18 protein-coding genes and 2 pseudogenes are annotated in these 23,490 nt (G+C 73.4%); 11 read left to right on the top strand and 9 right to left on the bottom strand.

The window, feature by feature from the left end; all coding sequences use genetic code 11:
* Window positions 1-38: 38 nt before the first annotated feature.
* On the bottom strand, window positions 39-2,207 hold the full coding sequence (locus ET495_RS07400) for an MMPL family transporter (protein ID WP_129203873.1): 2,169 nt from the start codon (window positions 2,205-2,207) through the stop codon (window positions 39-41).
* 331 nt (window positions 2,208-2,538) lie between these two features.
* On the opposite strand from ET495_RS07400, the gene ET495_RS07395 reads away from it, so the two are divergent.
* Entirely contained in the window at window positions 2,539-2,826 is a 288-nt protein-coding gene (locus ET495_RS07395; protein ID WP_129203871.1) for a 3,4-dihydroxy-2-butanone-4-phosphate synthase, read from the top strand.
* Window positions 2,827-2,964: 138 nt separating this feature from the next.
* Here the strand turns inward: ET495_RS07395 and ET495_RS07390 are convergent, their stop codons facing one another.
* On the bottom strand, window positions 2,965-3,627 hold the full coding sequence (locus ET495_RS07390) for a LysE/ArgO family amino acid transporter (protein WP_245993364.1): 663 nt from the start codon (window positions 3,625-3,627) through the stop codon (window positions 2,965-2,967).
* A gap of 79 nt (window positions 3,628-3,706) precedes the next feature.
* On the opposite strand from ET495_RS07390, the gene ET495_RS07385 reads away from it, so the two are divergent.
* On the top strand, window positions 3,707-4,585 hold the full coding sequence (locus ET495_RS07385; protein WP_129203869.1) for a LysR family transcriptional regulator ArgP: 879 nt from the start codon (window positions 3,707-3,709) through the stop codon (window positions 4,583-4,585).
* A 93-nt stretch (window positions 4,586-4,678) separates the two neighbouring features.
* Here ET495_RS07385 and mqo read toward each other — a convergent pair whose 3' ends face one another.
* Window positions 4,679-6,190 (bottom strand): malate dehydrogenase (quinone), encoded by a 1,512-nt coding sequence (gene mqo, locus ET495_RS07380; protein WP_129203867.1) that lies wholly within the window; start codon window positions 6,188-6,190, stop codon window positions 4,679-4,681.
* Between the two features lie 500 nt (window positions 6,191-6,690).
* Between mqo and ET495_RS07375 the strand changes: the two genes are divergently transcribed.
* Both ET495_RS07375 and ET495_RS07370 read left to right on the top strand, forming a co-directional pair.
* Complete coding sequence (locus tag ET495_RS07375; RefSeq protein WP_342770156.1) at window positions 6,691-7,683, top strand: MFS transporter; 993 nt, start codon at window positions 6,691-6,693, stop codon at window positions 7,681-7,683.
* A 20-nt stretch (window positions 7,684-7,703) separates the two neighbouring features.
* Window positions 7,704-8,513: a siderophore-interacting protein gene (locus tag ET495_RS07370; RefSeq protein WP_129203865.1), complete on the top strand. Its 810-nt coding sequence runs from the start codon at window positions 7,704-7,706 to the stop codon at window positions 8,511-8,513.
* Between the two features lie 28 nt (window positions 8,514-8,541).
* Here the strand turns inward: ET495_RS07370 and ET495_RS18575 are convergent, their stop codons facing one another.
* From ET495_RS18575 to ligD, 5 genes and pseudogenes are all read right to left on the bottom strand, one after another.
* The gene (locus ET495_RS18575; RefSeq protein WP_245993363.1) at window positions 8,542-9,381 is read right to left on the bottom strand and encodes a DUF2599 domain-containing protein; all 840 of its coding nucleotides are present in this window, start codon (window positions 9,379-9,381) and stop codon (window positions 8,542-8,544) included.
* A complete protein-coding gene (locus ET495_RS07360) occupies window positions 9,378-10,526 on the bottom strand; it encodes a M24 family metallopeptidase (protein WP_129203862.1) in 1,149 nt (382 codons plus the stop codon). Before ET495_RS07360 ends, ET495_RS18575 begins: the two co-directional genes overlap by 4 nt.
* Window positions 10,527-10,565: 39 nt before the next feature.
* Window positions 10,566-11,417 (bottom strand): annotated as a pseudogene (locus ET495_RS18570) (ATP dependent DNA ligase); the annotation flags it as partial.
* A 29-nt stretch (window positions 11,418-11,446) separates the two neighbouring features.
* Window positions 11,447-12,193, bottom strand: coding sequence for a DNA polymerase ligase N-terminal domain-containing protein (locus tag ET495_RS18565; RefSeq protein WP_245993417.1), 747 nt, complete (start codon window positions 12,191-12,193; stop codon window positions 11,447-11,449).
* Window positions 12,194-12,347: 154 nt separating this feature from the next.
* Window positions 12,348-13,184: pseudogene (gene ligD, locus ET495_RS18560) on the bottom strand (non-homologous end-joining DNA ligase); the annotation flags it as partial.
* Between the two features lie 124 nt (window positions 13,185-13,308).
* Here ligD and ET495_RS07350 point away from each other — a divergent pair.
* Both ET495_RS07350 and ku read left to right on the top strand, forming a co-directional pair.
* Window positions 13,309-14,022 (top strand): GTP pyrophosphokinase, encoded by a 714-nt coding sequence (locus tag ET495_RS07350; RefSeq protein ID WP_129205933.1) that lies wholly within the window; start codon window positions 13,309-13,311, stop codon window positions 14,020-14,022.
* 65 nt (window positions 14,023-14,087) lie between these two features.
* Window positions 14,088-14,885 (top strand): non-homologous end joining protein Ku, encoded by a 798-nt coding sequence (gene ku / locus ET495_RS07345; protein ID WP_129203858.1) that lies wholly within the window; start codon window positions 14,088-14,090, stop codon window positions 14,883-14,885.
* 5 nt (window positions 14,886-14,890) lie between these two features.
* On the opposite strand, the gene ET495_RS07340 is transcribed toward ku, so the two are convergent.
* Entirely contained in the window at window positions 14,891-15,388 is a 498-nt protein-coding gene (locus tag ET495_RS07340) for an SRPBCC family protein (protein ID WP_129203856.1), read from the bottom strand.
* Between the two features lie 89 nt (window positions 15,389-15,477).
* Between ET495_RS07340 and ET495_RS07335 the strand changes: the two genes are divergently transcribed.
* The 5 genes from ET495_RS07335 to leuS all read left to right on the top strand — a co-directional run bounded on the left by ET495_RS07335 (window position 15,478) and on the right by leuS (window position 23,478).
* Window positions 15,478-17,442: a metallophosphoesterase family protein gene (locus ET495_RS07335; RefSeq protein ID WP_129203854.1), complete on the top strand. Its 1,965-nt coding sequence runs from the start codon at window positions 15,478-15,480 to the stop codon at window positions 17,440-17,442.
* 9 nt (window positions 17,443-17,451) lie between these two features.
* On the top strand, window positions 17,452-18,144 hold the full coding sequence (locus tag ET495_RS07330; protein WP_129203852.1) for a metal-dependent transcriptional regulator: 693 nt from the start codon (window positions 17,452-17,454) through the stop codon (window positions 18,142-18,144).
* Between the two features lie 41 nt (window positions 18,145-18,185).
* Window positions 18,186-19,463, top strand: a complete 1,278-nt coding sequence (locus tag ET495_RS07325) for an MFS transporter (RefSeq protein WP_170220574.1) — start codon at window positions 18,186-18,188, stop codon at window positions 19,461-19,463.
* Window positions 19,460-20,410 (top strand): aldo/keto reductase, encoded by a 951-nt coding sequence (locus ET495_RS07320; RefSeq protein ID WP_129203850.1) that lies wholly within the window; start codon window positions 19,460-19,462, stop codon window positions 20,408-20,410. The genes ET495_RS07325 and ET495_RS07320 overlap by 4 nt, the downstream gene beginning before the upstream one ends.
* 104 nt (window positions 20,411-20,514) lie before the next feature.
* Window positions 20,515-23,478 (top strand): leucine--tRNA ligase, encoded by a 2,964-nt coding sequence (gene leuS, locus ET495_RS07315; RefSeq protein WP_129203848.1) that lies wholly within the window; start codon window positions 20,515-20,517, stop codon window positions 23,476-23,478.
* Window positions 23,479-23,490: the final 12 nt, after the last annotated feature.

Genomic DNA, 23,490 nt, shown 5'->3' with positions numbered 1-23,490 from the left:
ACCGCCCAGAGTGCGACGGAGCCGTACGGACCCGGGGACTACGCCCTCGAAGGCGAGGGGCCGCTCTCCAGGACCCTCGTGTGCCGTCCAAAGGCTCGCGGGCCGATCAGGACGAGCAGCGTGGGCATGACAAGCATCCTGATTGCCAGCGCGTCGAGAGCAACGGCGATGGCCAGGCCCAGGCCGATCTCGCGGACGATGCTGATCTGGCCTGTCATGAATGCGAGGAAGACGGTGATCATGATGATGGCTGCGCTGTTGATCATGCTGCGCGTGCGGGTCATCCCCGTGCGTACGGAGACCTTGTAGGGCATGCCCTGCCGATAGGTCTCAACCATGCGAGCGATGATGATGACCATGTAGTCCATGCTCAGGCCGAACATGACCGCGAACAGGAGTATCGGCGTGACGGAGTTGAGCGGGAGATCGCTCGTCGCGGTCTGGACGAGCGTCAGCAGCCCGAGGCTCGCTCCGACGACGAGTGCGTTGAAGAGCAGAGCAAGCAGAGGGAGCAGGAGCGAGCGGAACGCGATCGCCAGCATGACGAATGTCAACAGAAAGACCAGTGCGGCAATGACGGGGATGGACCGCGTGATCGTCTCGTCGAAGTCGAGGCCCTGCGCCGTGGCGCCGGACACGGCAATGCTCGTCGTATTGCCGAGCAGAGCCGGCAGATCTGCGCGAATCTCGCGCACGAGCTCGTGAGCGCGAACGGAGTCCGGGCCATTGCGGGTCTCCACCAGGAGCCGCGTCGTGATGTGCTGGTCGTCCTCGTGCCATAGGCTCGCGAGCTGCTCGGGAGGATCTGTGGAGGAGAGCGCGGCCTCGAGCTGCTCGTCCGGCAGGCCCGCAGACGCTACGGAGGTCACCGATGCAACCCCGACCTCGCCTTCCAGGTGAGTCTGCGCCCGGGAGGCGATGGCTATCGCCTCGGAGTGCGAGGTGCCGCCCGGAATGGTGAGCACGACCTGGATCGGGAAGAGCTGCCCGTTTCCGATCCTGGTGTCGACGACATCCAGGCCGGCTCGGGCAGGGTCTTCGGCCGGGAGGATCGTGGCGCTCGCCACCGGAGACTGCACGGTGAGGCCGAGCAGCGGAAGAGCCGCAGCGAGCATCGCCACCATTGCGGCCACGCCGCCGGCCCTGTAACGACGCCCGAATGCCGGCGAGTCCGGTCGCGAGGTCCTTGAGGCCAGGCGTCGCGGGAGCGGGAGCGCCCAGCGGTTGATCCGCTCGCCGAGCAGCACGAGCACCGCGGGCAGTGCCGTCATCGTCAGGGCTATGGCAGCGAGCGTGACGACGATGCCGCCCAGCGCGATGCTGGTGAAGGCCATGGCGTTCGGTACAAACAAGGAGGCGAGGGCGAGAACCACTGCGACGCCGCTGAAGACGACAGAGTGCCCTGCCGTGGCCATCGCCGTTCGCACCGCCTCTTCGCGGACCGCCCCCTGCGCCAGTTCCTCACGGAATCTCGTGATGACGAACAGCGAATAGTCGACCGCGACCGCGAGGCCGATCATCGAAACGATGTTCGAATACAGGTTCGATATCTCGGTGACCTGAGTCAGGAGGAACCCGGTGCCACTTGCGACAGCGAGCGCCGACCCTGCCATCAGCAACGGGAGCAGCGTTGCGACCACCGACCGGAAGACGAGGAGAAGGACGACAAGGAGCAGCGGGAAGACGATCAGCTCTGCCCTGGTCGCGTCCTCCTTCGAGAGCGAGTTGAGCTGGTAGTCGAGAGCGGCCTGTCCGGTGACATGCACCGACGCGCCCTCACCGGCGCGCTGGTCCAGGTCTGCCTGGAGGACGGGCGCCAGGTTCTGGGCGGCGGTGTTGCTCCCGCCGAACCCTGCGACGATCAGGGCAGCCGTTCCGTCCTCGGAAACCCATGAAGGGTTGTCGCGCGGAGTCGCCGTCGTCTCGGCTCCGGCGCTGTGCAGTGCATCGGCCAGCTCTGCTATCAGCTCCGGCTTCACGCCGGCGTCTGCGCTGACAACGACAGCGAACTGGTTGGGCTGATCGCCGAAGTGGTCTTCTATGCTCGCTTGCGCGACAAGTGCTTCGGCCCGCGGGTTCGTGAACCCGCCGCCGGAAAGCGCGCCGTCAAGGTGAATCGCGAGAGGTGCTGCGGCGGCCACAAGGACCAGCCAGAGCCCGATGATCACGCGAGGCACCCGGAGTGCTAGCAACACCAGCTTGTTCATCTTTGAAACTGCTCCTTCACATCGTGCGACTATCCATGACACATCATCTATCGGGCCGAGCTGATCGGTTCCGGGACTCTCCGGCGCGGTGGGCAGCGAGGATTGCCAGCCTCGTTGTCTTTTCGTCGAGTTCTGTGGCCCGTCTCCTGAGAGACGCTCGACAGGTCCTCGGTTCCTTCTCGGACATGTCAAGTCCTCCTTGGTGCGGGTGAGGGGCGTCGAGCGGGGGGCGAGGGTGTTGCCACCGTCTCACGCGGCGACTAGATGCGCAACATGTCAATCACAGTGCCCGCAACTAGTGAGACAACATGTACCGACCGGAGGCCTCCGGATGACACACGCGAGCGGCGTGACCCTTGAGGGTGACCAGCACGATGGCGACCTGGCGGATGCGGTCGACGCGATCGCTGCCATCCGCCGCGGCGAGATGGTTGTCGTCGTCGATGACGCAGACCGAGAGAACGAGGGCGACCTGATCGTCGCCGCGGAGCACGCCACGCCGGGCGTGGTCAACTTCATGATCGCGAACGGCAAAGGTCTCGTCTGCCTCGCGTTGACCGGAGGACGCGCCGAAGAGCTCCGGGGCTGGCACGACCGGGCGCCGCGGCCGCTGTCGTGATCGTCGTTCGGTCGTGGGGCACCGATCCCGTCCTCTGGGGGCCCGGACCGTCCCGACCTGCGGCGACATTCCCTGACGCGGAACCCGTCACCCCGGCGTCCGGGCATCGGTGCGAGCGTCGCGGGGATCACGGGCCGCTCACCGCGCACCGGGCGCGAGCAGCAGGCCCGCCGCGATCGCCGTCATGACTGCCGCGACCGCGGCGTCGAGCACCCGCCACGAGGCGGGCCGCGCGAACAGCGGGCGCAGCAGGCGCGCGCCGTAGCCGAGACCCGAGAACCAGGCCAGGCTCGCGGTCATCGCGCCGGCCGCGAACCACCAGCGGGCGTCCCCGTGCCCCGAGGCGACCGAGCCCATGAGCACGACGGTGTCGAGGTAGACGTGCGGGTTGAGCCACGTGAGCGCCGCCGTCGTGGCGAGCACGGGGGCGAGCCCGGTGCGTGGCCCGCCGTCGTCGGCGCGCAGTGCGGCGCCCGATCGCAGCGCCCGCCGAGCCGCGATCGCGGCGTACGCGAGCAGGAACACCGCGCCGCCCCAGCGTGTCGCCGTCCCGAGCCACGGCAGCGCGGCCAGCGCCGCGCTCGCCCCGCCGACGCCCGCCGCGATGAGCACCACGTCGGACGCCGCGCACACGGTCACGACGGCGCCCACGTGCTCGCGGCGCAGCCCCTGGCGCAGCACGTGGAGGTTCTGCGCGCCGATCGCGACGATGAGGGACAGGCCGAACCCGAGGCCCGAGACTCCGGCGAGCGCGGCGGTGGAGGTGAGCACGGTGGAGGTGAGCACGGTGGAGGTGAGCACGACGCGACGCTAGGACGTCACCCGAATGCAGTCCAGCGAATGTTTCTACCGGGGCAACAGTTCTCCTTATGATCGAGGAATGGAGCTCGCCCAGTTGGAGGCCCTCGTCGCGGTCGTCGACGAGGGCTCCTTCGACGCCGCCGCGCGCGCCCTGCACGTCACGCCGTCCGCGGTCAGCCAGCGCATCAAGGCCCTGGAGACGTCAGCGGGCACGGTGCTGCTGCGGCGCTCCCGGCCCGTGGGGGTGACGACGGCGGGCGCCGACGTCGTGCGCTCCGCGCGGCAGGTGCTCGCCGTCGTGCGCGAGACGGGACTGCCCCGGCCGCGCACCGCCACGGGCGGGCTGCCGCTCGTGCCGCTCGCGATCAACGGCGACAGCCTCAACACGTGGGCGCTGCGGGCGCTGGCCGACGTCGCGCACCTGGCGGTGTTCGACGTCCACCGCGAGGACCAGGACCACTCGGCCGAGCTGCTGCGCCAGGGCGAGGTCATGGCCGCCGTGACCACGCAGGCCACCCCGGTGCAGGGGTGCGTCGCGGTGCGGCTGGGCGTGATGCGCTACCGGCCGTTCGCGACCCCCGCGTTCGCCGCGCGCTGGTTCCCCGACGGCGTCACGCCCGCCGCGCTGGCCGGTGCGCCCGTCCTGATGTTCGACCGCAAGGACGACTTGCAGGATCGCTACCTGCGCGAGCGCGCGGGCGGCCCGGTCGATCCGCCGCGGCACTATGTGCCGTCGTCGGCCGACTACGCACGGTCGGTGCGGCTCGGGCTGGGGTGGGGGCTGCTGCCCGCCGAGCACGCCGACGACGCCGAGGCCGCGGGCGAGCTCGTGGACCTCGGCCCGGGCACGCACGTGGACGTCGAGCTGCACTGGCAGCAGTGGTCGCTGCGGACGCCCGTGCTCGACGCGGTGGCCGCGGCGATCCGCGCGGCGGCGCGTGCCGCGCTGCTGGGGTGAGGGGGCGGGTCCGCCGAGTTCGAGCACCTGCGGCGAGTTCGAGCGCCCGGGGGCTCGAACGCCGCGACGAGTGCTCGAACTCGGCGGCAGCGGCTACGCCCCGTACGCCTCCGCGTCGAGCACCAGGCCGTGGGCGTCCGCGTGGGACTCGCTCGCGAGCCCGCCCGTGTCGGCCGGGACGCCGTCGAGACTCGGCATCATCTGGGCGAGGAGCGGCCGCCAGGCCTCGGCCTTGGCCGGGAAGCAGCGGCCGAGCAGCTCGACCATGGCCGAGACGGCCGTCGAGGCCCCCGGGGACGCACCGAGCAGGCCGGCGATCGAGCCGTCGGCGGCGGCGACCACCTCGGTGCCGAACTCGAGCACGCCCTTGCCGTTCTTGTCGCGCTTGATGACCTGGACGCGCTGACCCGCCGTGATGCGCTCCCAGTCCTTGGGGTGCGCCTGGGGGAAGAAGGCCTGCAGGGTGCGGAACTTGGTCTCGGGGCGGGAGACGAGCTCGCCGACGAGGTACTGGGTGAGGTCGATGTTGCGCAGGCCGGCGCCCAGCATCGACGTGAGGTTGTGCAGCCGCAGCGACGTCACCAGGCCCAGGTACTTGCCCCGCTTGAGGTACTTGGGGCTGAACCCGGCGTACGGGCCGAACAGCAGGTACTGGCGGCCGTCGACGACGCGCGTGTCCAGGTGCGGCACCGACATGGGGGGAGCGCCGACGTCGGCCATGCCGTACACCTTGGCGTGGTGGCGGGCCACGAGCTCGGGGTCGGAGGTGCGCAGGAACTCGCCCGAGATCGGGAAGCCGCCGAAGCCGCGGATCTCCGGGATGCCGGACGACTGGAGCAGCGGCAGCGCGCCGCCGCCCGCGCCGACGAAGACGAAGCGGGCGCTGACGGTGCGGGTCCGGTTCGCGGCGTTCCAGCTGCGGTCCTTGACCTTGAGCCGCCAGCGTCCGTCGCGCGTGCGGCGCAGGCTCGTGACCTCGTGCTGAAGGTGCACCTCGGCGCCGCGGGCGACCAGGGAGTCGACGAGCTGGTGGGTCAGGGCGCCGAAGTCGACGTCGGTGCCGGCCGCGTTGCGGGTCGCGGCGACCGGCTCGGACTCGTCGCGGCCCTCGACCAGGAGCGGGGCCCACCGCGCGATCTGGTCGCGGTCGGTCGAGAACTCCATGTCCTTGAACAGCGGGTGTGCGGAGAGCGCCTCGAAGCGGCGCCGCAGGAAGTCGACGTTCTCGGCGCCGCGCACGAACGTCATGTGCGGGGTGTGCTGGAGGAAGTCGGTGCCCGTCAGCGCGCCCTCGGTGAGCAGGTGGTGCCAGTACTCGCGCGACACCTCGAACTGCTCGTTGATCGTGACGGCCTTGGAGACGTCGATCGAGCCGTCCTTGCGCTCGGGCGTGTAGTTGAGCTCGCACAGTGCGGCGTGCCCGGTCCCGGCGTTGTTCCACGGGTTGCTCGACTCGAGGGCGACGTCGTCGAGTCGCTCGTACAGGCGGATGGTCCACGTCGGCTCGAGCTGTTGCAGCAGCGTGCCAAGGGTCGCGCTCATGATGCCGCCGCCGATCAGGACGACGTCGACCTGGTCCGTGGGGCGGGGGGTAACGGCAGCCATGGCGTGCGAGTTTAGGACCTCGTGAAAACCGTCACGAAACTGAATGATCGTCTATGACCCAGATCACAACACGTGGTCAGGATCGCCGTGAGATGCGTCACGCATGCTGACTGGGTGTCATGTCCCGGTTTGTGCCGGTCGTCACGTCAGCCCGCCGCCGCCGGAATCCGTTCGCCCTGAGCCGGTGGCACGGGCGAGGATCGGTGCGTGCCCACCTCCGCGCGCTCCGGCGCAGTCGCGTTCTGGTTCGCCCTGCCCCGCGACGGGCGGTGGCTGCTGACGACGGTCGTCGTCCAGTTCTTCGGGCGCGGTCTCACGCTGCCGTTCACGATCATCTACCTGCACGAGGTGCGCGGGTTCACCCTCGGCCTCTCGGGCACGCTCATGGGGCTGATTGCCGTCGTCGGACTGGCCGTGACCGGGCCCGCCGGAGCGCTCGTGGACCGCTACGGCGCGCGCCGCGTCGTGCTCGCGGGGCTCGCCGCGGGCATCGGGGGCTGGTGCTGCTCGCGTGCGCGACCGTGCCCGTCGTGGCCGCCGCCGGGCTGTGCCTGTTCGGCGTCCAGCTGGGCGTCGCATGGCCGGCGTCCAACGCGCTCGTGGCCACCGTGGTGCGCGGCGAGCTGCGGCAGCGCTACTTCGGCGTCAACTTCGCCCTGCTCAACCTCGGCATCGGCGTGGGCGGCGTCGTCGGCGGCTTCCTGGTCGACGTCGAGCGGCCCGGCACCTTCGTGGCCGCGTTCCTCATCAACGCTGCGACGTTCCTCGCCCCGGTCGCGGTGCTGCTCGGGCCGCTGCGGCACCTGCACGGCCGCGCCGAACGCCCCGCCGACGCGGCCGAGGGAACCGTCGGGTACCTCGCGATCCTGCGCCGCCCCGAGGTGCTGTGGCTGACCGCGCTCGCCGTGCTCGCCTCGTTCGTGGGCTACGGGCAGATGGAGGGCGGGTTCCCGGCGTTCGCACGGCAGGCCGCGCAGGTGTCCACGCGCGTGGTCGGCTTCGCGTTCGTCGTCAACACCGCCGTCATCGTCCTGCTGCAGTTCTGGGTCATGAACCGCGCTCGCGGACGACGGCGCACGCGGGTGCTGGTGGCGATGGCGGCCATCTGGGCGCTGTCGTGGCTGATCCTCGGGGCGACGGGGCTGGTGCCGGGCGGCGCCGCGGCCGCTGCGGGCGTGCTGGTGTTCCACGGCGTGTTCGGGCTGGGGGAGACGCTGATGCAGTCCGCGCTGCCCGCGATCACCAACGACATGGCCCCCGACCATCTGCGCGGGCGGTACAACGCCGTCAACTCGGGCGCCTTCCAGGCGGGCACCATCGCCGGGCCCGTCGTGGCGGGCTTCCTGCTCGAGCACCACCTCGCCGGCGGGTTCATCGCCGTCGTCGTCGCGGGCTGCGGGGCGCTCGCGGGCACGGCGCTCCTGCTCGAGCGGCGCGTGACGCCGCGCGTCAACGGGATCGTCTCGCACGAACCGCCTGGACTGGTGAGGTAAGCCTCACCTAACCTTCGGCCATGAGCTATCGCGGACGTCCCGCCGTCGACCCCCACGTCCTGCTCGCCGAGGTCGTCGCCACCACACGCCTCAGCTCGCACCTGCTGCGCGTGACCCTCGGCGGCGAGGGCCTCCGGCGGTTCACGGTCACCGGCTTCGACCAGTGGTTCCGCCTCTTCCTGCCACGCGCCGGGCAGGACGCCCTCGCGCTCCCGACCGCGACGTCCGCGCTCTGGTACGCGCAGTACCTCGCCACCCCCAAGGCGCGCCGCCCCTGGGTGCGCAACTACACCGTGCGCGCCGCGCGCCCCGGCCTGCACGAGATCGACGTGGACTTCGTCGTCCACACCGACGAGCACGGGCACAGCGGACCCGCCGTCGAGTGGGCCCTTGCCGCCCGCCCGGGCGACCAGGTCGGCCTGCTCGACCAGGGCGTCGGCTACCACCCGCGCCACACGCACGACTGGACGCTCCTGGTCGCCGACGAGACCGGGCTGCCCGCCGTGGCCGGCGTGTGCGAGTCGCTGCCCGACGACGCGCGCGGCCTGGCCGTCATCGAGGTGCCCGCGCCCGACGACGCCCAGGAGTTCCGCGTCCCCGACGGCGTCGACCTGCACTGGCTGGTCCGCGACCCGCACCTCGCGCCGGGCCTCGCCGCGCTCGACGCCGTCGGCGCGGCCGACCTGCCCGCGGGCACCGCCTACGCGTTCGCCGTCGGGGAGTCGGCGCTCGCCACGGGCGTGCGCAGGCACCTCGTGGCCGAGCGTGGCCTGCCCAAGGCACACGTCGACTTCGTCGGGTACTGGCGATCCGGGCACACCGCAGGCTGAGCCCGCGCCGCCCGCGGGGACCGGGCCGTCACGACGGGTTGCACCGCGCCGCCATCACCGCGAGCAGACCGACGTCCGGCCGCCACGGCTCAAGGTTCCACGACGCCTTGTCGCGCGCGCCGATCGCATGGCACGTGAGCTGGTCGCGCATCCCGGACGTGTCGGCCTCGGGCTGCGCGGCCGTCACCTCGGCCCACACCAGCTCGCGGCCCGCATCGCCCGCGTCACGTGCCCAGCCCGTGGGCACCACGGCCAGCGACCGGCCGCCCTCGCGCTCGCCCCACGTCGCCGAGACGATGCCGCGCGTCCCGAGCGAGAACGCGACGGCCTGCGGCGCGGCGGGCGTCGTCGTCCAGCGCAGCTCCGCCCGCCCCGGGGAGACGACCGTGAAGCGGCCCCCGCCGGTCGGGGCGCTCAGGCCGCCCACGAGCGTGCCGTCCGCGTCGCGCACTGCCAGGCCGCCGTCCGGGTACGCCGTCAGGGTGCCGCCCGACGCGAGGTCCACGCCCACGACCCCGCCAGCGATGCCCGCCGGGTCGAGCGTCACCGGCAGCGCACCGTCGTGCGACGCGCCCACCTGGGCGGGCGCGTCCTGCACGTCGCCGCCCGGGAGCGCGATCAGCAGCGTCACCGGCCCCTCGGTGACACCCAGGCGCAGCGCGTCGGCCGCGAGATCCTGCGTGGGCGCGGGGCTCGCGGCGGCGCCGGGGTGCCCAGGGGTGGCGGGGGACCCGGGCGCCGCCGGGCCCGCGGGGACCGTGGCGCTAGCAGACGCCGTCGGCCGCGGCGCGGGTGCGCCGCCACCGGTACACCCGCCGAGCGTCGCGGCCAGCAGCGCCACGCCCGCCGCGACCCTCAGCCGGCTCACTCGACGAGCCGCAGGCCGCGCGGCGAGGTGTTGAGCCGCCGCGCACCCTGCGGGGAGGCGGCGTCGAAGGCCACGACGATGTCCTCGATGCGCACCCCGAACCGGCCCGGCAGGTAGACGCCCGGCTCGACCGAGAAGCACATCCCGGCCCGGAGAGGCGTGGCCTCGCCCTCGACGAGGTAGGGCGGCTCGTGGGTGGTCAGGCCGATGCCGTGGCCCGTGCGGTGGATGAAGTGCTCGCCGAACCCGGCGTCCGTGATGACGCGCCGCGCCGCGCGGTCGACGTCCTGGCACGTGGCCCCCGGGCGCACGGCCGCGATCCCGGCCGCCTGCGCCGCCCGGACGACGTCGTGCACCTCGCGCTCGTCGGGCTCCGGCTCGCCCACGTGGACCGTGCGCGTCGTGTCGGAGCCGTAGCCGTCGGCCAGCCCGCCGAAGTCGAGCACCACCATGTCTCCCTCGCGGATCACGGTGTCACCCGCGTCGTGGTGCGGGTCGGCGCCGTTGGCTCCCGCGCACACGAGCGTGAAGTCGACCTGCTCGTGCCCCTGGTCGCGCAGCAGTGCCGCGAGGTCGTCCGCGACGTCGCGCTCGCGGCGCCCGGCGAACCGGCGCTGCACGATCTCGTCGAAGACGGCGTCCGCACCCGCCCCGGCGGCAGCCAGGCGCTCGACCTCCTCAGGCGACTTGACCGCGCGCAGCATCGGCAGCGCCCGCGTGACCGGCAGCCAGCCGGTGCCGGGCAGCGCGCGCTGCAGCCCCAGCACGTGCAGCGCCCAGGCGGCGTCGCTGATCGCGTACCGGCCCCGCGGTCGCAGCAGGCCGGCCGCCGCGGCGTGCTCGTCGTCGCCGTCGGACCACGCGACCGCCTGCACCGGCCCGACGGCGCCGCGGAGCAGGTCGTGCTCCTCGAGCCGCGGCACCACGGCGAGGGCCTGGGCGATGCCGTCCGGCTCGGCCCCGGCGGGCGAGGCCGGGATGAACAGCAGCGTGAGCCGTTCCGACGTCGTGGACGAGGAGTAGCCGAGGAAGTAGGTCAGGTCGGGTCCGGGTGTGACCACCACCCCGTCGAGCCCCGCCTCGTCCGCGAGGGCGGCGGCCCGACGGCGGCGGTCGGCGTACACGTGCGCGGCGAAGGGCGTCATGCGTCCACGGTAGGCGCCCCCGGGCTCACCGGCCCCGCCTCATTCGAGGACGACGTCGCCCGGCGCGGTGTCGTCGCGCCAGCCGCGCCAGCGCGCCGACCGCAGCCGCGCCTCGGGCTCGGCCGCCGGGTCGGCCGTCCAGCCGGCGAACTCGACCTCTGCGACCAGCGGTGTCACCCACCGGGCGTCCGCGGCGTCGGCGCGCGGCACGCCGTCCACGGGTGGAGAAGGGCGCTCCACGGCCGTCAGCCGCTCGGCTGCGGCGCGCCGGTCCGCGTCGGTGAAGCCCGTGCCGACCCGGCCGACGTAGCGCAGCGCGCCGTCCGGGCCCGGCACCGCGAGGAGCAGGCCACCGGCGTGCAGGGTGTCCGCGTGCGGCCCGCCCGCGTGCAGCGGCCGCCACCCGACCACCAGGACGGCCTGCGTGCGCGTGTGCTTGAGCTTGAGCCACTGCCGCGAGCGGCGGCCCGGCTCGTAGGTCGAGTCGCGGCGCTTGGCCACGACGCCTTCGAGCCGCAGCCGCTGCGAGGTCGCGAGCGCGGCGCCGAGGTCGCCGTCGAACGCGGGCGGCCGGTGGATCGGGCGGCGTGCGTCGAGGACGTCCGCCAGCAGTGCGCGGCGCTCGTCGTAGGGGGCGCGCAGCAAGGATCGGCCACCGACCTGCAGCAGGTCGAACACGATGAGCTCGACGGCCGAGTCGTGGTGCTGCAGACGCCGGAAGTCGGGCCGGCCGGACGCGTCCAGGGCGACGATCTCCCCGTCGAGCACCACGGGCAGGTCACCCAGGACCTGGCCGGCAAGGGCCTGCAGCTCAGGGTAGGTGGGCGTGAGGTCCACCCCGCCGCGCGACCGGAAGCGGGCCACGGCCCTGCCCTCGGGCCCGCTCTCGACGACGGCCAGGGTGCGGTAGCCGTCCCACTTCATCTCGAAGGCCCACCGCGGCTCGGGCAGGAGCGCGTCCGCCTCCAGCCCCCGCACCTCAACGGGCCCGGCGCCGGTCGCCAGCATGGGCTCCAGCCGCGACGACATGGTGCCGGCGGCTTGGCTGGTCGGCACTTCGTCGTCGGCTCGTGCGCCCGGGGGCACGAGCCGACGACGAAGTGCCGAGGTGACCCCGGTGGGGGAGCAGGCTGCTGCTGGGTGCGGTGGATGAGCCAGTGGGTGCCGGTGCCCGTGCGGATCAGGGCGAGGCGGCGCGTGCCGCGGCGGTCGCCGTGGAGCGTCACGATGACCTCGCGGCCGTCGCGCCACTTCTCCGGCTCGTAGGTGCCGGTGTCCCAGAGCGTCACCTCGCCCGCCCCGTACTCGCCTGCGGGGATGCGCCCCTCGAAGGTGCCGTAGGCGAGCGGGTGGTCCTCGGTCTGGACGGCGAGGTGGTTGCGGGCGGGGTCCGTGGGCTCGCCCTTGGGCAGCGCCCAGCTCACCAGCACGCCGTCGTGCTCCAGGCGGAAGTCCCAGTGCAGGCGCCGGGCGTGGTGCTCCTGGATGACGAAGGACGGCGCCCGCGCGGCACCCCGGGGACGGGCGGGGTCGCCTGGAGGCGCGAGGGGGAGGGGCCGGACGCCGCCGCACCTGCCCCCGGAGGTTCCGCCGCGGACGACGGCGCCCGCGGTGGCTCGTGCTCGAACGGCTCGTGCTCGAACGGCTCGGGGTGCGGTCGGGGTCACGCTTGGCGTGGTAGGTCTCCAGGCGCTCGAAGCGTGCCAGGTGCGCCGGGGTGGGTTCGAGCTGGGCCAGGTGCCCGGCGGTGAGCGGGGCGAGCAGGTCGCCGTCGCGTGCGACGCGCGCGAGCACCTCGTCGAACGTGAGGTGGCGCAGCCCGGGGTCGTCGAGCTCGGCCCAGGTGCGGGGGGCGGCGACCGTGGGGTGGTCGAGGCCGCGCAGGGAGTAGGGCGCGATGGTGGTCTTGCTGCCGTTGTTCTGCGACCAGTCGACCAGCACCTTGCCGGCGCGCACGGACTTGCGCATGTCGCTGACGACGAGGTCGGGGTGGTCGGCCTCGAGGTAGCGGGCCAGCTCGTGGGCGACGGCCGAGACCTGCTCGGTCGACGGCGGCCGTGCGGCGTCGGGCCGGGTGGCGCCCGCGTGGGGGTCGAGGTCGAGCGCCGCGTACAGGTGCAGGCCCTTCGAGCCGCTCGTGACCGGCAGGGGTTCCAGGCCCATGCCGCGCAGGAGCGGCAGGGCCAGGCGGGCGACCTCGGCGCACTCCGCCAGGCCCGCGCCCGGCCCCGGGTCGAGGTCGAGCACCAGCCGGTCCGGGGGCAGCGGTGCGCCGGTGCGGCCCACCTGCCACTGCGGGACGTGCAGCTCCAGCGTGGCCGTCTGGCCCAGCCAGGTGAGCGTCGCGAGGTCGTCGACCAGCACGTAGTCGTTCGCCGAGCTCTGGTGGCGCAGCCGGTGCGTGCGCACCCACGGCGGCGTCGAGCCGTCCGCGTTCTTCTGGAAGAACACCTGGCCCTGGACGCCGTCGGGCCAGCGCTTGCGGGTCGCGGGACGGCGCCGCACGTGCGGCAGGAGCGCGGGGGCGATCCGGGCGAGGTAGTCGAGCACCTCGCCCTTGGTGGTGCCCGTGGCCGGGTAGAGCACCTTGTCCAGGTGGGTGAGCCGGACGCGGCGCCCGTCCACGGTCACGGTCTGCGCGGTGGGCACGAGTCCCATCACAACGCACGTCACAGGCAGTTGCACGCGTCCGGTCAGCCGCGCGGCCTACGGTGGGGTCGTGACCGACCCTGTCGTGCTGCCGTCCGTTGCGTCCCTCGACCCCGCGCAGGTGCGCGCCCTGATGCTCGACCTGCGCCGGCTGATGCTGTCGTACAAGTTCGGCATCGACGAGATCAACACCAAGATCGGCATCCTGCGCGACGAGTTCCGGCACATCCACGACTACAACCCGATCGAGCACACGGGTTCGCGCCTCAAGTCGTTCGAGTCGATCGTCCTCAAGGCGCAGCGCAAGCAGATCCCGCTCACGCTCGACGACATCCGCTCCCAGATGTACGACGTCGCCGGCGTGCGCGTGACGTGCAGCTTCATCTCGGACATCTACCGGGTGAAGGACATGCTCGCCGCCCAGCGCGACCTGACCGTCGTCGAGGAGCGCGACTACATCGCCCACCCGAAGGCCAACGGGTACAAGTCGCTGCACCTGATCGTCAAGGTGCCGGTCTACCTGTCCGACCGGGTCGAGGACGTCGTCGTCGAGATCCAGCTGCGGACCATCGCCATGGACTTCTGGGCGAGCCTGGAGCACAAGATCTACTACAAGTACGGCAAGGAGGTGCCGCGTCACCTCACGGACTCGCTCAAGCTCGCCGCGGACGTCGCGTGGTCGCTCGACAGCTCGATGGAGCGCATCCACGACGAGGTCAAGGCGATCGCCGCGGACGAGGACGACCCTCTGGGCCGCGGCGAGACCCAGCTGCGCCCCGAGGAGGTGCTCGAGGCGTTCATGCACGCCGCCGAGGTCGCCGACGAGGCGTCGCGCTCGAGCCGGTGACGGCGCGGCGCACCCCGCGCGGGCCCGGACGCGCGCCGTGACGTGAGCCGCGTCACGATGGACCGATGCGGGCCATCTGGAAGGGCGCGGTCACGTTCGGGCTCGTCAACGTGCCGGTCAAGGTCTACAGCGCCACCGAGGACCACGACGTGCCGCTGCACCAGGTCCACGACGCCGACGGCGGTCGCATCCGCTACCAGCGCGTGTGCGAGCTGGACGGCGCCGTGGTGCCCTACGAGCACATCGACCGCGCCTACGACGACGGCGAGCACACCGTGGTGCTCTCGAAGGACGACCTGGCCGGCCTGCCCGCGGAACGCGACCGCGAGATCGACGTCGTCGAGTTCGTGCCGTCGTCGCAGATCGACCCGATCCTGCTCGACCGCACCTACTACCTGGAGCCGGACTCCGCGTCGACCAAGGCGTACGTGCTGCTGCGCCGCACCCTTGAGGAGACGGACCGCACCGCCCTCGTGAAGTTCGCGCTGCGCCAGCGGACCCGGCTCGCGGCCCTGCGGGTGCGCGGCGACGTGCTGGTGCTGCAGACCCTGCTGTGGTCGGACGAGGTGCGGCAGGCCGCGTTCCCGTCGCTCGCCGAGGACGTCGCCGTCACCGACAAGGAGCTGGCGATGTCGCGTCAGCTCGTGGCGAGCTTCGAGGGCGACTTCGCGCCGCAGGAGTTCGAGGACGAGTACCAGGCGCAGCTGCGGCGGCTCATCGAGGCCAAGATCGAGCGCGGAGAGTCGGTCAGCAGCGCCGAGACGTTCGGCACGGCCGCCGAGGGCGGGGGCGCCGAGGTCATCGACCTCATGGAGGCGCTGCGCCGGAGCGTCGAGGAGGCCAGGTCCCGTCGCAGCGGGTGAGCCGGTCAGGCCCCGGCCGTCAGCCGCGTGGTCAGCCCGCGCTCGCCCGCGCGCATGACGGCGGCGTGCGTGGCGGCCAGGGCCGGGCGCGGCAGCGTGCGCAGCAGCCGCCCGACGACGTCGTCGCGGGCGAGGTCGACGGCCCACGTGAGCGCGACCTCGGTGCCGCCGGGTGCCGCGGCGACGACGACGTCGGCGGTGCCGGACAGGTCGCCGGTGGCGCGCAGGAGGGCCCGCCCCGCGGCGGGAGGCGGGCCGGGATCGGGCGGGTCCGACGACACCAGCACGAGCAGGAACCGCAGCGTCCAGCCGAGCGGGCTGCGCACGCGCACCCGCGCACTCGACCAGCCGTCGACGACGCGCCCGCCCGGCGTGCTCACCTCGTCGGCCGTGAGGCCGGGCCACCAGCGGGGCCAGGTGAACGCGGGGTCGGCGAGCTCGCCCCACACGGTGTCGACGTCGGCGGGCAGGTGCCAGCGCGACACGAGCCGGAACGCGCGCATCCACCCATCTTCGCCCGCTTCGACCGGCTCAGCGCCACGGGGTGTGGCCGTGTTGGCGTCGGTGCGGGTCGTCGTTCAAGGTGGACCCTGTGAGCAAGGCTGCGCGTCGCACCCCACCCCGTTGGGTTCGCTGGACCCTCGCCGGTCTCGCCGCCGTGCTCGTGAGCGTCGTCTTCGGCGTCACGACGGCGTCGGCCGACCTGTCGCTCGGCCCGCACGAGGCCCGCTACGAGGTGACGACCGACGGCGAGGTCGTGGCCGACCTCGGCCCGCTGGGCACCCTGCGGCTCGACTCGCCCGCCGGGCCGCTCGGGATCGACGTGACCATCAAGGAGATCCCGGCGGATCTCACGGAGATCAGCCAGGCCCGCACGCTCGAAGGGCTCAGCGGGGACCTGGACTCCTATCTGCAGTTCTTCGGCAGCCCGCAGGTCACCGCGTCGACCGTCGTGCGCGCTCTCGTGCTCGACGCGGTGCGGCGCACGGCCGTGGCCCTGGTCGTCGTCGCGCTCGCAGCGGCCGGGCTGTGGTTCCTCGTGGGCAAGGCGCGCCGCCGCGAGCTGTCCGCGGCGCTCGCGCCGCGGACGTGGGCCATCACCGCGGGCACCGTCGTGGTCGCGCTCGTGGGCGGGCTCGTGGCGTCCGACGCCCGGGGTTCGCGCAGCGAGGCACCGATGTCCCCGGTCTTCGCCGGGACGGCGCTCGAGGGCGCGCGGCTGACGGGCCGGCTCGCGGGCGTCATCGACACCTACGGCGCCCAGCTCGTGGGGATCTACCGCCAGAACGAGGCGTTCTACGCCGACGCGCGCGGAGCGCTCCAGGTCGCGTGGGACGAGCAGGCCGAGGCCGACCGGAGGCTTGCGGCGCTGGCCGTCGCGCAGGGCACGGCGGGCATCCACGACGCGTTCCCGCCCGAGGACGCCACGCCCCGGCCCGAGGGGAGCGAGAGCGCGGCCCCGGACGACGGGACCGCCCCGCTCGACGACGCCGACGGGGCGCCGACGCCGTCGAGCAGCCCCGACGTCACGCCCGACGTCACGCCCGACGTCACGCCCGACGTCACGCCCGACGTCACGCCCAGCCCCGACGCCACCCCCTCGCGCGGCACCGGGGGCGACGACGCGGCCGACGCCCCCGACGACGCCGGGCAGGTGACGTTCCTCGTGGTCTCCGACCTGCACTGCAACATGAGCATGACCCCGCTGATCCGCGACGTCGCCGAGCGTGCCGGCGTCGACGCCATCCTCGACGCGGGCGACACCACCATGAACGGCACGGCCGTCGAGCGGGTGTGCGTCGACTCGTTCGCCACCGCCCGCCCCAAGGGCGTGCCGATGGTGGTCTCGGACGGCAACCACGACTCGGCGATCATCGCCGCCGAGCAGCGCTCGAACGGCATCACGGTGCTCAGCGGCGACGTCATCGACGTCGCCGGGGTGCGGATCCTGGGCGACCACGACCCGAACGAGACGCGGGTGGGCGGCGGGACGACGTCGCGCGGCGAGACGGCGGCGGAGATGGGTGAGCGGCTCGCGCAGACGGCGTGCGACGCGGGCGACGTCGACCTGCTGCTCATCCACACCCCTGCCGTGGGGCAGGACGCCCTCGACTCCGGATGCGTGCCCTTCCAGGTGTCGGGCCACACGCACCTGCGGCACGACCCCGCGCCACGGGGCCTGGGCATCCGCTACGTCAACGCCTCGACGGCGGGCGCGAAGTCCGGTCAGCCGACCGTCGGTCCCTTGCACGGGATCGCGGAGATGACGCTGCTGCGCTTCGACACCGCGGAGAAGCGGTTCACCGAGTGGAAGCTGGTCGAGGTGTTCCCCGACGCCACGGCAACCGTCAGCCCGTGGCGCACCGTCCCGCTGCGGCCGCGGCCGGTCGCGGAGGAGTCGCAGGACCCGCAGGACGAGGGCGCAGGGTCGGAGGGCGCCGGGTCGGAGGGCACAGGGCCGGAGAGCACCGAGCCCGGCGGCGCCGAGGAGGGTGACGGCACGAGCCAGGCGCCCGACCCGGCCGACGGCCTCCCCGAGTCCGCCCCGCAGCCGTAGGCTCCCAGGGTGGACCCCGCTGAGCTGACCCCCGTCGCCCAGGACTACCTGAAGGCCGTCTGGTCGCTGCTCGAATGGGTCCCGGACGGCGAGCCGGCCAAGGCGTCGACGGGCCGCCTCGCCGAACGGCTCGGCGTCGGGCCCTCGACCGTGTCCGAGGCCGTGCAGCGCATGTCCGAGCAGGGCCTGCTGGTCCACGAGCCCTACCGCGGCGTCGGTCTGACCGACCGCGGGCGCGGCTACGCCCTGGTGATGGTGCGCCGCCACCGGATCCTCGAGACGTGGCTCGTGCAGCAGCTCGGCTACGCCTGGGACGAGGTCCACGACGAGGCCGAGCGCCTCGAGCACGCCGTCTCCGACCGGCTCGTGGAACGCCTCGACGCGCTGCTGGGCCACCCGGTGCGCGACCCGCACGGCGACCCGATCCCCACGCCCGACGGGCGCGTCGTGCGGCCCGACGCCGTGCCGCTGTCGGTGCTCGACGCGGGGGAGTCGGGCGTGATCGCGCGCATCTCGGACGCCGACCCGGCCGACCTCCGGTTCCTCGCGGGGCTCGGCTTCGCGCTCGACGTCCCCGTGACCGTCACGGCGCGGCTGCCGCGGCGTGACGTGCTCGCGCTCACCTGGTCGTGCGACGGGGCGCAGCGGGGAGCCGAGATCGGCGCGCGGCCGGCGTCGCGCGTGTGGGTCACGAGGGCGTAGGCTCCGCGCGAATCGATCCGGAACCCAGGGCGGAGACCTGCTTGCCCACGATCCAGCCCACGGCCCCCTCCGGCCCTCGCGTACGGCGTGTCGGCGCGGCGCTGTTCGCGCTCTCGCTCGGCGGCTTCACCATCGGCACCACCGAGTTCGCGACCATGGGGCTGCTGCCCCAGATCGGCGACGACTTCGGCGTCAGCGACCCCGTCGTCGGCCACGCGATCACGGCGTACGCGCTCGGCGTCGTCGTCGGCGCCCCGCTGCTCACGGTCGCGGCCGCGCGCCTGAGCCGCCAGCGCCTGCTGCTCGTGCTCATGGGCGCGTACACGCTCGCCAACCTCGTCTCCGCGGCCGCGCCCAGCATCGGCCTGCTGGTGGCCGGGCGGTTCCTCGCGGGGCTGCCGCACGGCGCGTTCTTCGGCGTCGGGGCCGCCGTCGGGGCCTCCGTCGCCGGGCCGGGGCGCCGCGGGCACGCCGTCTCGATGATGATGACCGGGCTGACCGTCGCCAACGTCGTGGGCGTGCCGCTGTCGACCTTCGTGGGCCAGCAGCTCGGCTGGCGTGTCGCCTTCCTGCTCATCGGGGTGCTCGGCGCGGCGACGCTCGCGGGCGTGCTCGCGTTCGTGCCGCACGACGGGCCGGTCGACTCCTCGGTGTCCCAGGAGCTGCGCTCGCTGCGCAACGCGCCGCTGTGGATCGGGTTCCTTGCCGGTGCCGTCGGGTTCGGCGGGCTGTTCGCCGTCTACTCCTATGTGGCGCCCACCATGACCAAAGCGGCCGGGCTCGCACCCGGGCACGTGCCCTGGGTGCTGGCCGTGTTCGGCGTGGGCATGACCGTGGGCACGCTGCTGGGCGGGCGGCTCGCCGACCGCGACGTGCTGCGCACCGTCGTGGGCGGGTTCGTCGCGACGGGTGCGGCGCTCGCGGTCTTCGCGCTGGTCGGCCACCAGGTGGTGCCCGCGATCGCCGCGCTGTTCCTGCTGGGTGTGACCTCGCAGGTGCTGGGCCTGTCGATGCAGACCCGGCTCATGGACCTGTCGCCGCGCGCGCAGTCGCTCGGCGCCGCCCTGTGCCACTCGGCGCTCAACGTCGGCAACGCGTCCGGGGCGTTCTTCGGCGGCCTCGTCATCGCCGCCGGCTGGGGCTACCTCGCGCCCGCGTGGACCGGCGTCGTGCTGACCGCGCTGGGGCTGGCGCTCGTGCTGGCGCTCGGGCGCCAGCCGGCGACGCACCGGCACGACGACGTCGCCGCCCAGGTGGCGGACGCCCTGACCGCCCTCGACGGCGGCCCCGCTCTCGACGCACAGGAGTCCTCGCGATGACCACACCCTGGCAGCTCAACGACCTCGGCTCGACGGGCCTCAAGGTGACGCCCGTGACCCTCGGCGGCGGCCCCCTCGGGTCGATGCCCGCGCTGTTCGGCAACGACGTGCCCGAGCGAGACGCGATCGACCTGGTGGGCGCCGCGCTCGACGCCGGCATCCGCACCATCGACACGTCGAACGGGTACAGCGCGGGCGAGAGCGAACGGCGCATCGGCGCGGCCCTGCGCGCCTACGGCACGCTGCCCGAGCACACGCTCGTCATCACCAAGGTGGACCCGCTGGGCTCCGACTACTCGGGGGAGCGCGTGCGGCGCTCCCTCGCCGAGTCGGCCGAGCGGCTCGGCATCCGGCCCCTGCCGGTGGTGCACCTGCACGACCCGGAGTTCCACGACTTCGCGGCCATGACGGCCCCCGGCGGCGCCGTCGAACAGCTCGTGGCCGCGCGCGAGCGCGGTGAGGTCGGGTTCGTCGGCCTGGCCGGCGGCGACACGCGCGTGACGTCGCGCTACTGGGACCTGGGGGTGTTCGAACTGCTGCTGGTGCACAACCGCTGGACCCTCGCCGACCGCAGCGCCGGCGACCTGCTCGCGCGGGCGCAGGCCGACGGCGCCGCGCTCATCAACGCGGCCGTGCTGGGCGGCGGCGCGCTCACCGACCCGGTGCGCGTGCCGGGCAAGTATGGGTACGGCCCGGCGCCCGCCCCCGTGCTCGAGGCCATCGAGGCGATGCGCGCGACCTGCCGCAGGTACGGCACGACGCTCGACGTCGCGGCCGTCCGGTTCTCGACGCGCGAGCCCCGGTTCGCGACGACCGTCGTCGGGATGAGCTCGGCCGCGCGCGTCGCCCCCACGGTCGCCGCCGCGACGGCCGACCTGCCCGACGCGCTCTTCGCGGAGCTGGAGGGACTGCTGCCCGCGCCCGAGCACTGGCTCGACCGCCGCTGAGCGGCGCCCGCGCCGGCCGGAGGGAGCCGGGAGCCGCGCGGCCGGCGTCGTGCGCCGGACAGCGGACCGCGGCCGCGCGCGGTGCCGCACTAGGATGGCGAGTCGTGAGCACGCCCGACGCCGCCCAGGCCACCCCGGTTTCCGAGTCCTCCCGCGAGACTTCCTTCCGCTACACGCCGGTGCTCGCGCAGGAGATCGAGCAGCGCTGGCAGGACCGCTGGGAGGAGCGCGGCACGTTCCACGCCGCGAACCCGCGGGGCGACCTCACGGGCCCGGGCGGGGCTCCCGCGTCGGGCAGCCCGTACTACATCATGGACATGTTCCCCTACCCGTCGGGCGCCGGCCTGCACGTCGGCCACCCGCTGGGGTACATCGCCACCGACGTCGTCGGGCGCTTCCGGCGCATGCGCGGCGACAACGTGCTGCACGCCCTGGGCTACGACGCGTTCGGCCTGCCCGCCGAGCAGTACGCCGTGCAGACGGGCCAGCACCCGCGCGTGACCACCGAGGCGAACATCGCCACCATGCGGCGCCAGCTGCGCCGCCTCGGTCTGGCCCACGACCCGCGCCGCTCGTTCGCCACGATCGACCCGGGGTACGTGCGCTGGACGCAGTGGATCTTCCTGCAGATCTTCGACTCCTGGTACGACGCCGACGCCGCGCGCCCCGACGGCGGCACGGGCCGCGCCCGTCGCATCGCGGAACTGCGCGAGGAGCTGGCCGCGGGCACGCGGCCCGTCCCCGGCTACCCCGCGGGCACGGCCTGGGCCGACCTGACCACGGCGCAGCAGCGCGACGTCGTCGACGCCCAGCGCCTGGCCTACGTCGACGAGTCGCCCGTGAACTGGGCGCCCGGACTGGGCACGGTGCTGGCCAACGAGGAGGTCACCGCGGACGGCCGCTCGGAGCGCGGCAACTTCCCGGTGTTCACCAAGGCGCTGCGCCAGTGGAAGATGCGGATCACGGCCTACGCCGACCGCCTGAACGACGACCTCGCGCTGATCGACTGGCCCGAGAAGGTCAAGTCGATGCAGCGCAACTGGATCGGCCGCTCCACGGGCGCGAACGTGCGGTTCGACGTCGTCGGCACCGTCGACCTCGACGCCGCGGGCGCGGGCGAGTCGATCGAGGTGTTCACCACCCGCCCCGACACGCTGTTCGGTGCGACGTTCATGGTGGTGGCCCCCGAGCACCCGCTGCTCGACGAGGTGCCCGCGGCCTGGCCCGACGGGACGCGCTCCTCGTGGACCGGCGGGCACGAGTCGCCCGTCGCGGCCGTGGCCGCCTACCGCCGCGAGGCCGCGACGAAGTCGGCCGTCGAGCGGCAGGCCGACGCCGGCAAGAAGACCGGCGTCTTCTCGGGCCACCTGGCCGTCAACCCGCTCACGGGCGCGTACGTGCCGGTCTTCACCGCCGACTACGTCCTCATGGGCTACGGCACGGGCGCGATCATGGCCGTCCCGGGCGGCGACGAGCGCGACTACGCGTTCGCCACGACGTTCGACCTGCCGATCGTCTACACCGTGGCGCCCGACGGCGGGCTGCCCGCCGACCTGGACGGGGCGTGGACGGGCGACGGCGTCGCGATCAACAGCCCCGCGCCCGACGCCGGGGACATCCCCGCCGCGGACCTGGTGCTCAACGGGCTGGGCGTCGCCGAGGCCAAGGCCCGCGCGATCACGTGGCTCGAGGAGCACGGCGTCGGCGAGGGCACGACGACGTACCGGCTGCGCGACTGGCTGTTCAGCCGGCAGCGCTACTGGGGCGAGCCGTTCCCGATCGTGTGGGACGAGCAGGACCGCCCCGTCGCGCTGCCCGAGTCGCTGCTGCCCGTCGACCTGCCGGACGTGCCCGACTACGCGCCACGCACCTTCGACCCGGAGGACAGGGACTCGGTGCCCGAGGCCCCGCTGGGCCGCAACGCCGAGTGGGTCGAGGTGACCCTCGACCTGGGCGACGGGCCCCGCCGGTACCGCCGCGACACCAACACCATGCCCAACTGGGCCGGGTCGTGCTGGTACTACCTGCGCTACCTGGACCCGACCGAGTCCGGTGCGGCCGTCGACCGCGCGCTCGACGAGTACTGGCTGGGGCCGCGCCACAACCCGACGTCGGGCCCGGCCGGCGGCGTCGACCTGTACGTGGGCGGCGTCGAGCACGCGGTGCTGCACCTGCTGTACGCGCGGTTCTGGCACAAGGTGCTGTACGACCTGGGCTTCGTGAGCGCGATCGAGCCGTTCGGCACGCTGTTCAACCAGGGCTACATCCAGGCGTACGCCTACCGCGACGCCCAGGGGTTCCCGGTCCCGGCGGCCGAGGTCGAGGGCGACGAGCAGACCGGGTACACGTGGCAGGGCCAGCCGGTGACCCGCGAGTACGGGAAGATGGGCAAGTCCCTGAAGAACGTCGTCACGCCCGACGAGATGTACGAGGCGTACGGCGCCGACACCTTCCGCGTCTATGAGATGTCGATGGGCCCGCTGGACCTGTCGCGCCCCTGGAACACGCGCGACGTCGTCGGCTCGCAGCGGTTCCTGCAGCGGCTGTGGCGCAACGTGGTGTCCGAGGAGACGGGCGAGGTCACCGTCGTCGACGCCGAGCCCTCGGTCGAGACGCTGCGGGCCGTGCACCGCACCATCGCCGACGTCACGGCGGAGATGGAGGGCATGCGCCCCAACACGGCGATCGCCAAGCTCATCACGCTCAACAACCACCTGACCGGGCTCGACGCGGTGCCGCGCGCCGCCGTCGAGCCGCTGGTGCAGATGGTCGCGCCGCTCGCCCCGCACCTGGCGGAGGAGCTGTGGGAGCGCCTGGGCCACGCCGAGTCGATCACGTACGAGCCGTACCCCGTCGCCGACCCGCAGTACCTGGTCGAGGACACCGTGACGTGCGTGATCCAGGTGCAGGGCAAGGTGCGCGGTCGCATCGAGGTGCCGCCGTCGATCGGCGAGGCCGACCTGGAGGCCGCGGCGCTGGCCGAGCCGAACGTGGTCAAGGCGATCGGTGGCAAGCCCGTGCGCAAGGTCGTGGTGCGCGCGCCCAAGCTGGTCAACGTCGTCGTCTGAGGGCCCGCGCCC

It is taken from the genome of Xylanimonas allomyrinae (assembly GCF_004135345.1).
Lineage (GTDB): Bacteria > Actinomycetota > Actinomycetes > Actinomycetales > Cellulomonadaceae > Xylanimonas > Xylanimonas allomyrinae.
Note: the sequence above shows the minus strand (reverse complement) of the source record. Positions and strands in the feature narration are given on the sequence as shown.

Coding starts and splice junctions, on each gene's coding strand:
- ET495_RS07340 (WP_129203856.1), bottom strand. CDS start 15,388: ATGCGCGCGTTCCGGCTCGTGTCGCGCTGGCACCTGCCCGCCGACGTC.
- ET495_RS07395 (WP_129203871.1), top strand. CDS start 2,539: ATGACACACGCGAGCGGCGTGACCCTTGAGGGTGACCAGCACGATGGC.
- mqo (WP_129203867.1), bottom strand. CDS start 6,190: ATGGCTGCCGTTACCCCCCGCCCCACGGACCAGGTCGACGTCGTCCTG.
- ET495_RS07320 (WP_129203850.1), top strand. CDS start 19,460: ATGACCACACCCTGGCAGCTCAACGACCTCGGCTCGACGGGCCTCAAG.
- ET495_RS07360 (WP_129203862.1), bottom strand. CDS start 10,526: ATGACGCCCTTCGCCGCGCACGTGTACGCCGACCGCCGCCGTCGGGCC.
- ku (WP_129203858.1), top strand. CDS start 14,088: ATGCGGGCCATCTGGAAGGGCGCGGTCACGTTCGGGCTCGTCAACGTG.
- ET495_RS07385 (WP_129203869.1), top strand. CDS start 3,707: ATGGAGCTCGCCCAGTTGGAGGCCCTCGTCGCGGTCGTCGACGAGGGC.
- ET495_RS07350 (WP_129205933.1), top strand. CDS start 13,309: ATGCTCGACCTGCGCCGGCTGATGCTGTCGTACAAGTTCGGCATCGAC.
- ET495_RS07400 (WP_129203873.1), bottom strand. CDS start 2,207: ATGAACAAGCTGGTGTTGCTAGCACTCCGGGTGCCTCGCGTGATCATC.
- ET495_RS07370 (WP_129203865.1), top strand. CDS start 7,704: ATGAGCTATCGCGGACGTCCCGCCGTCGACCCCCACGTCCTGCTCGCC.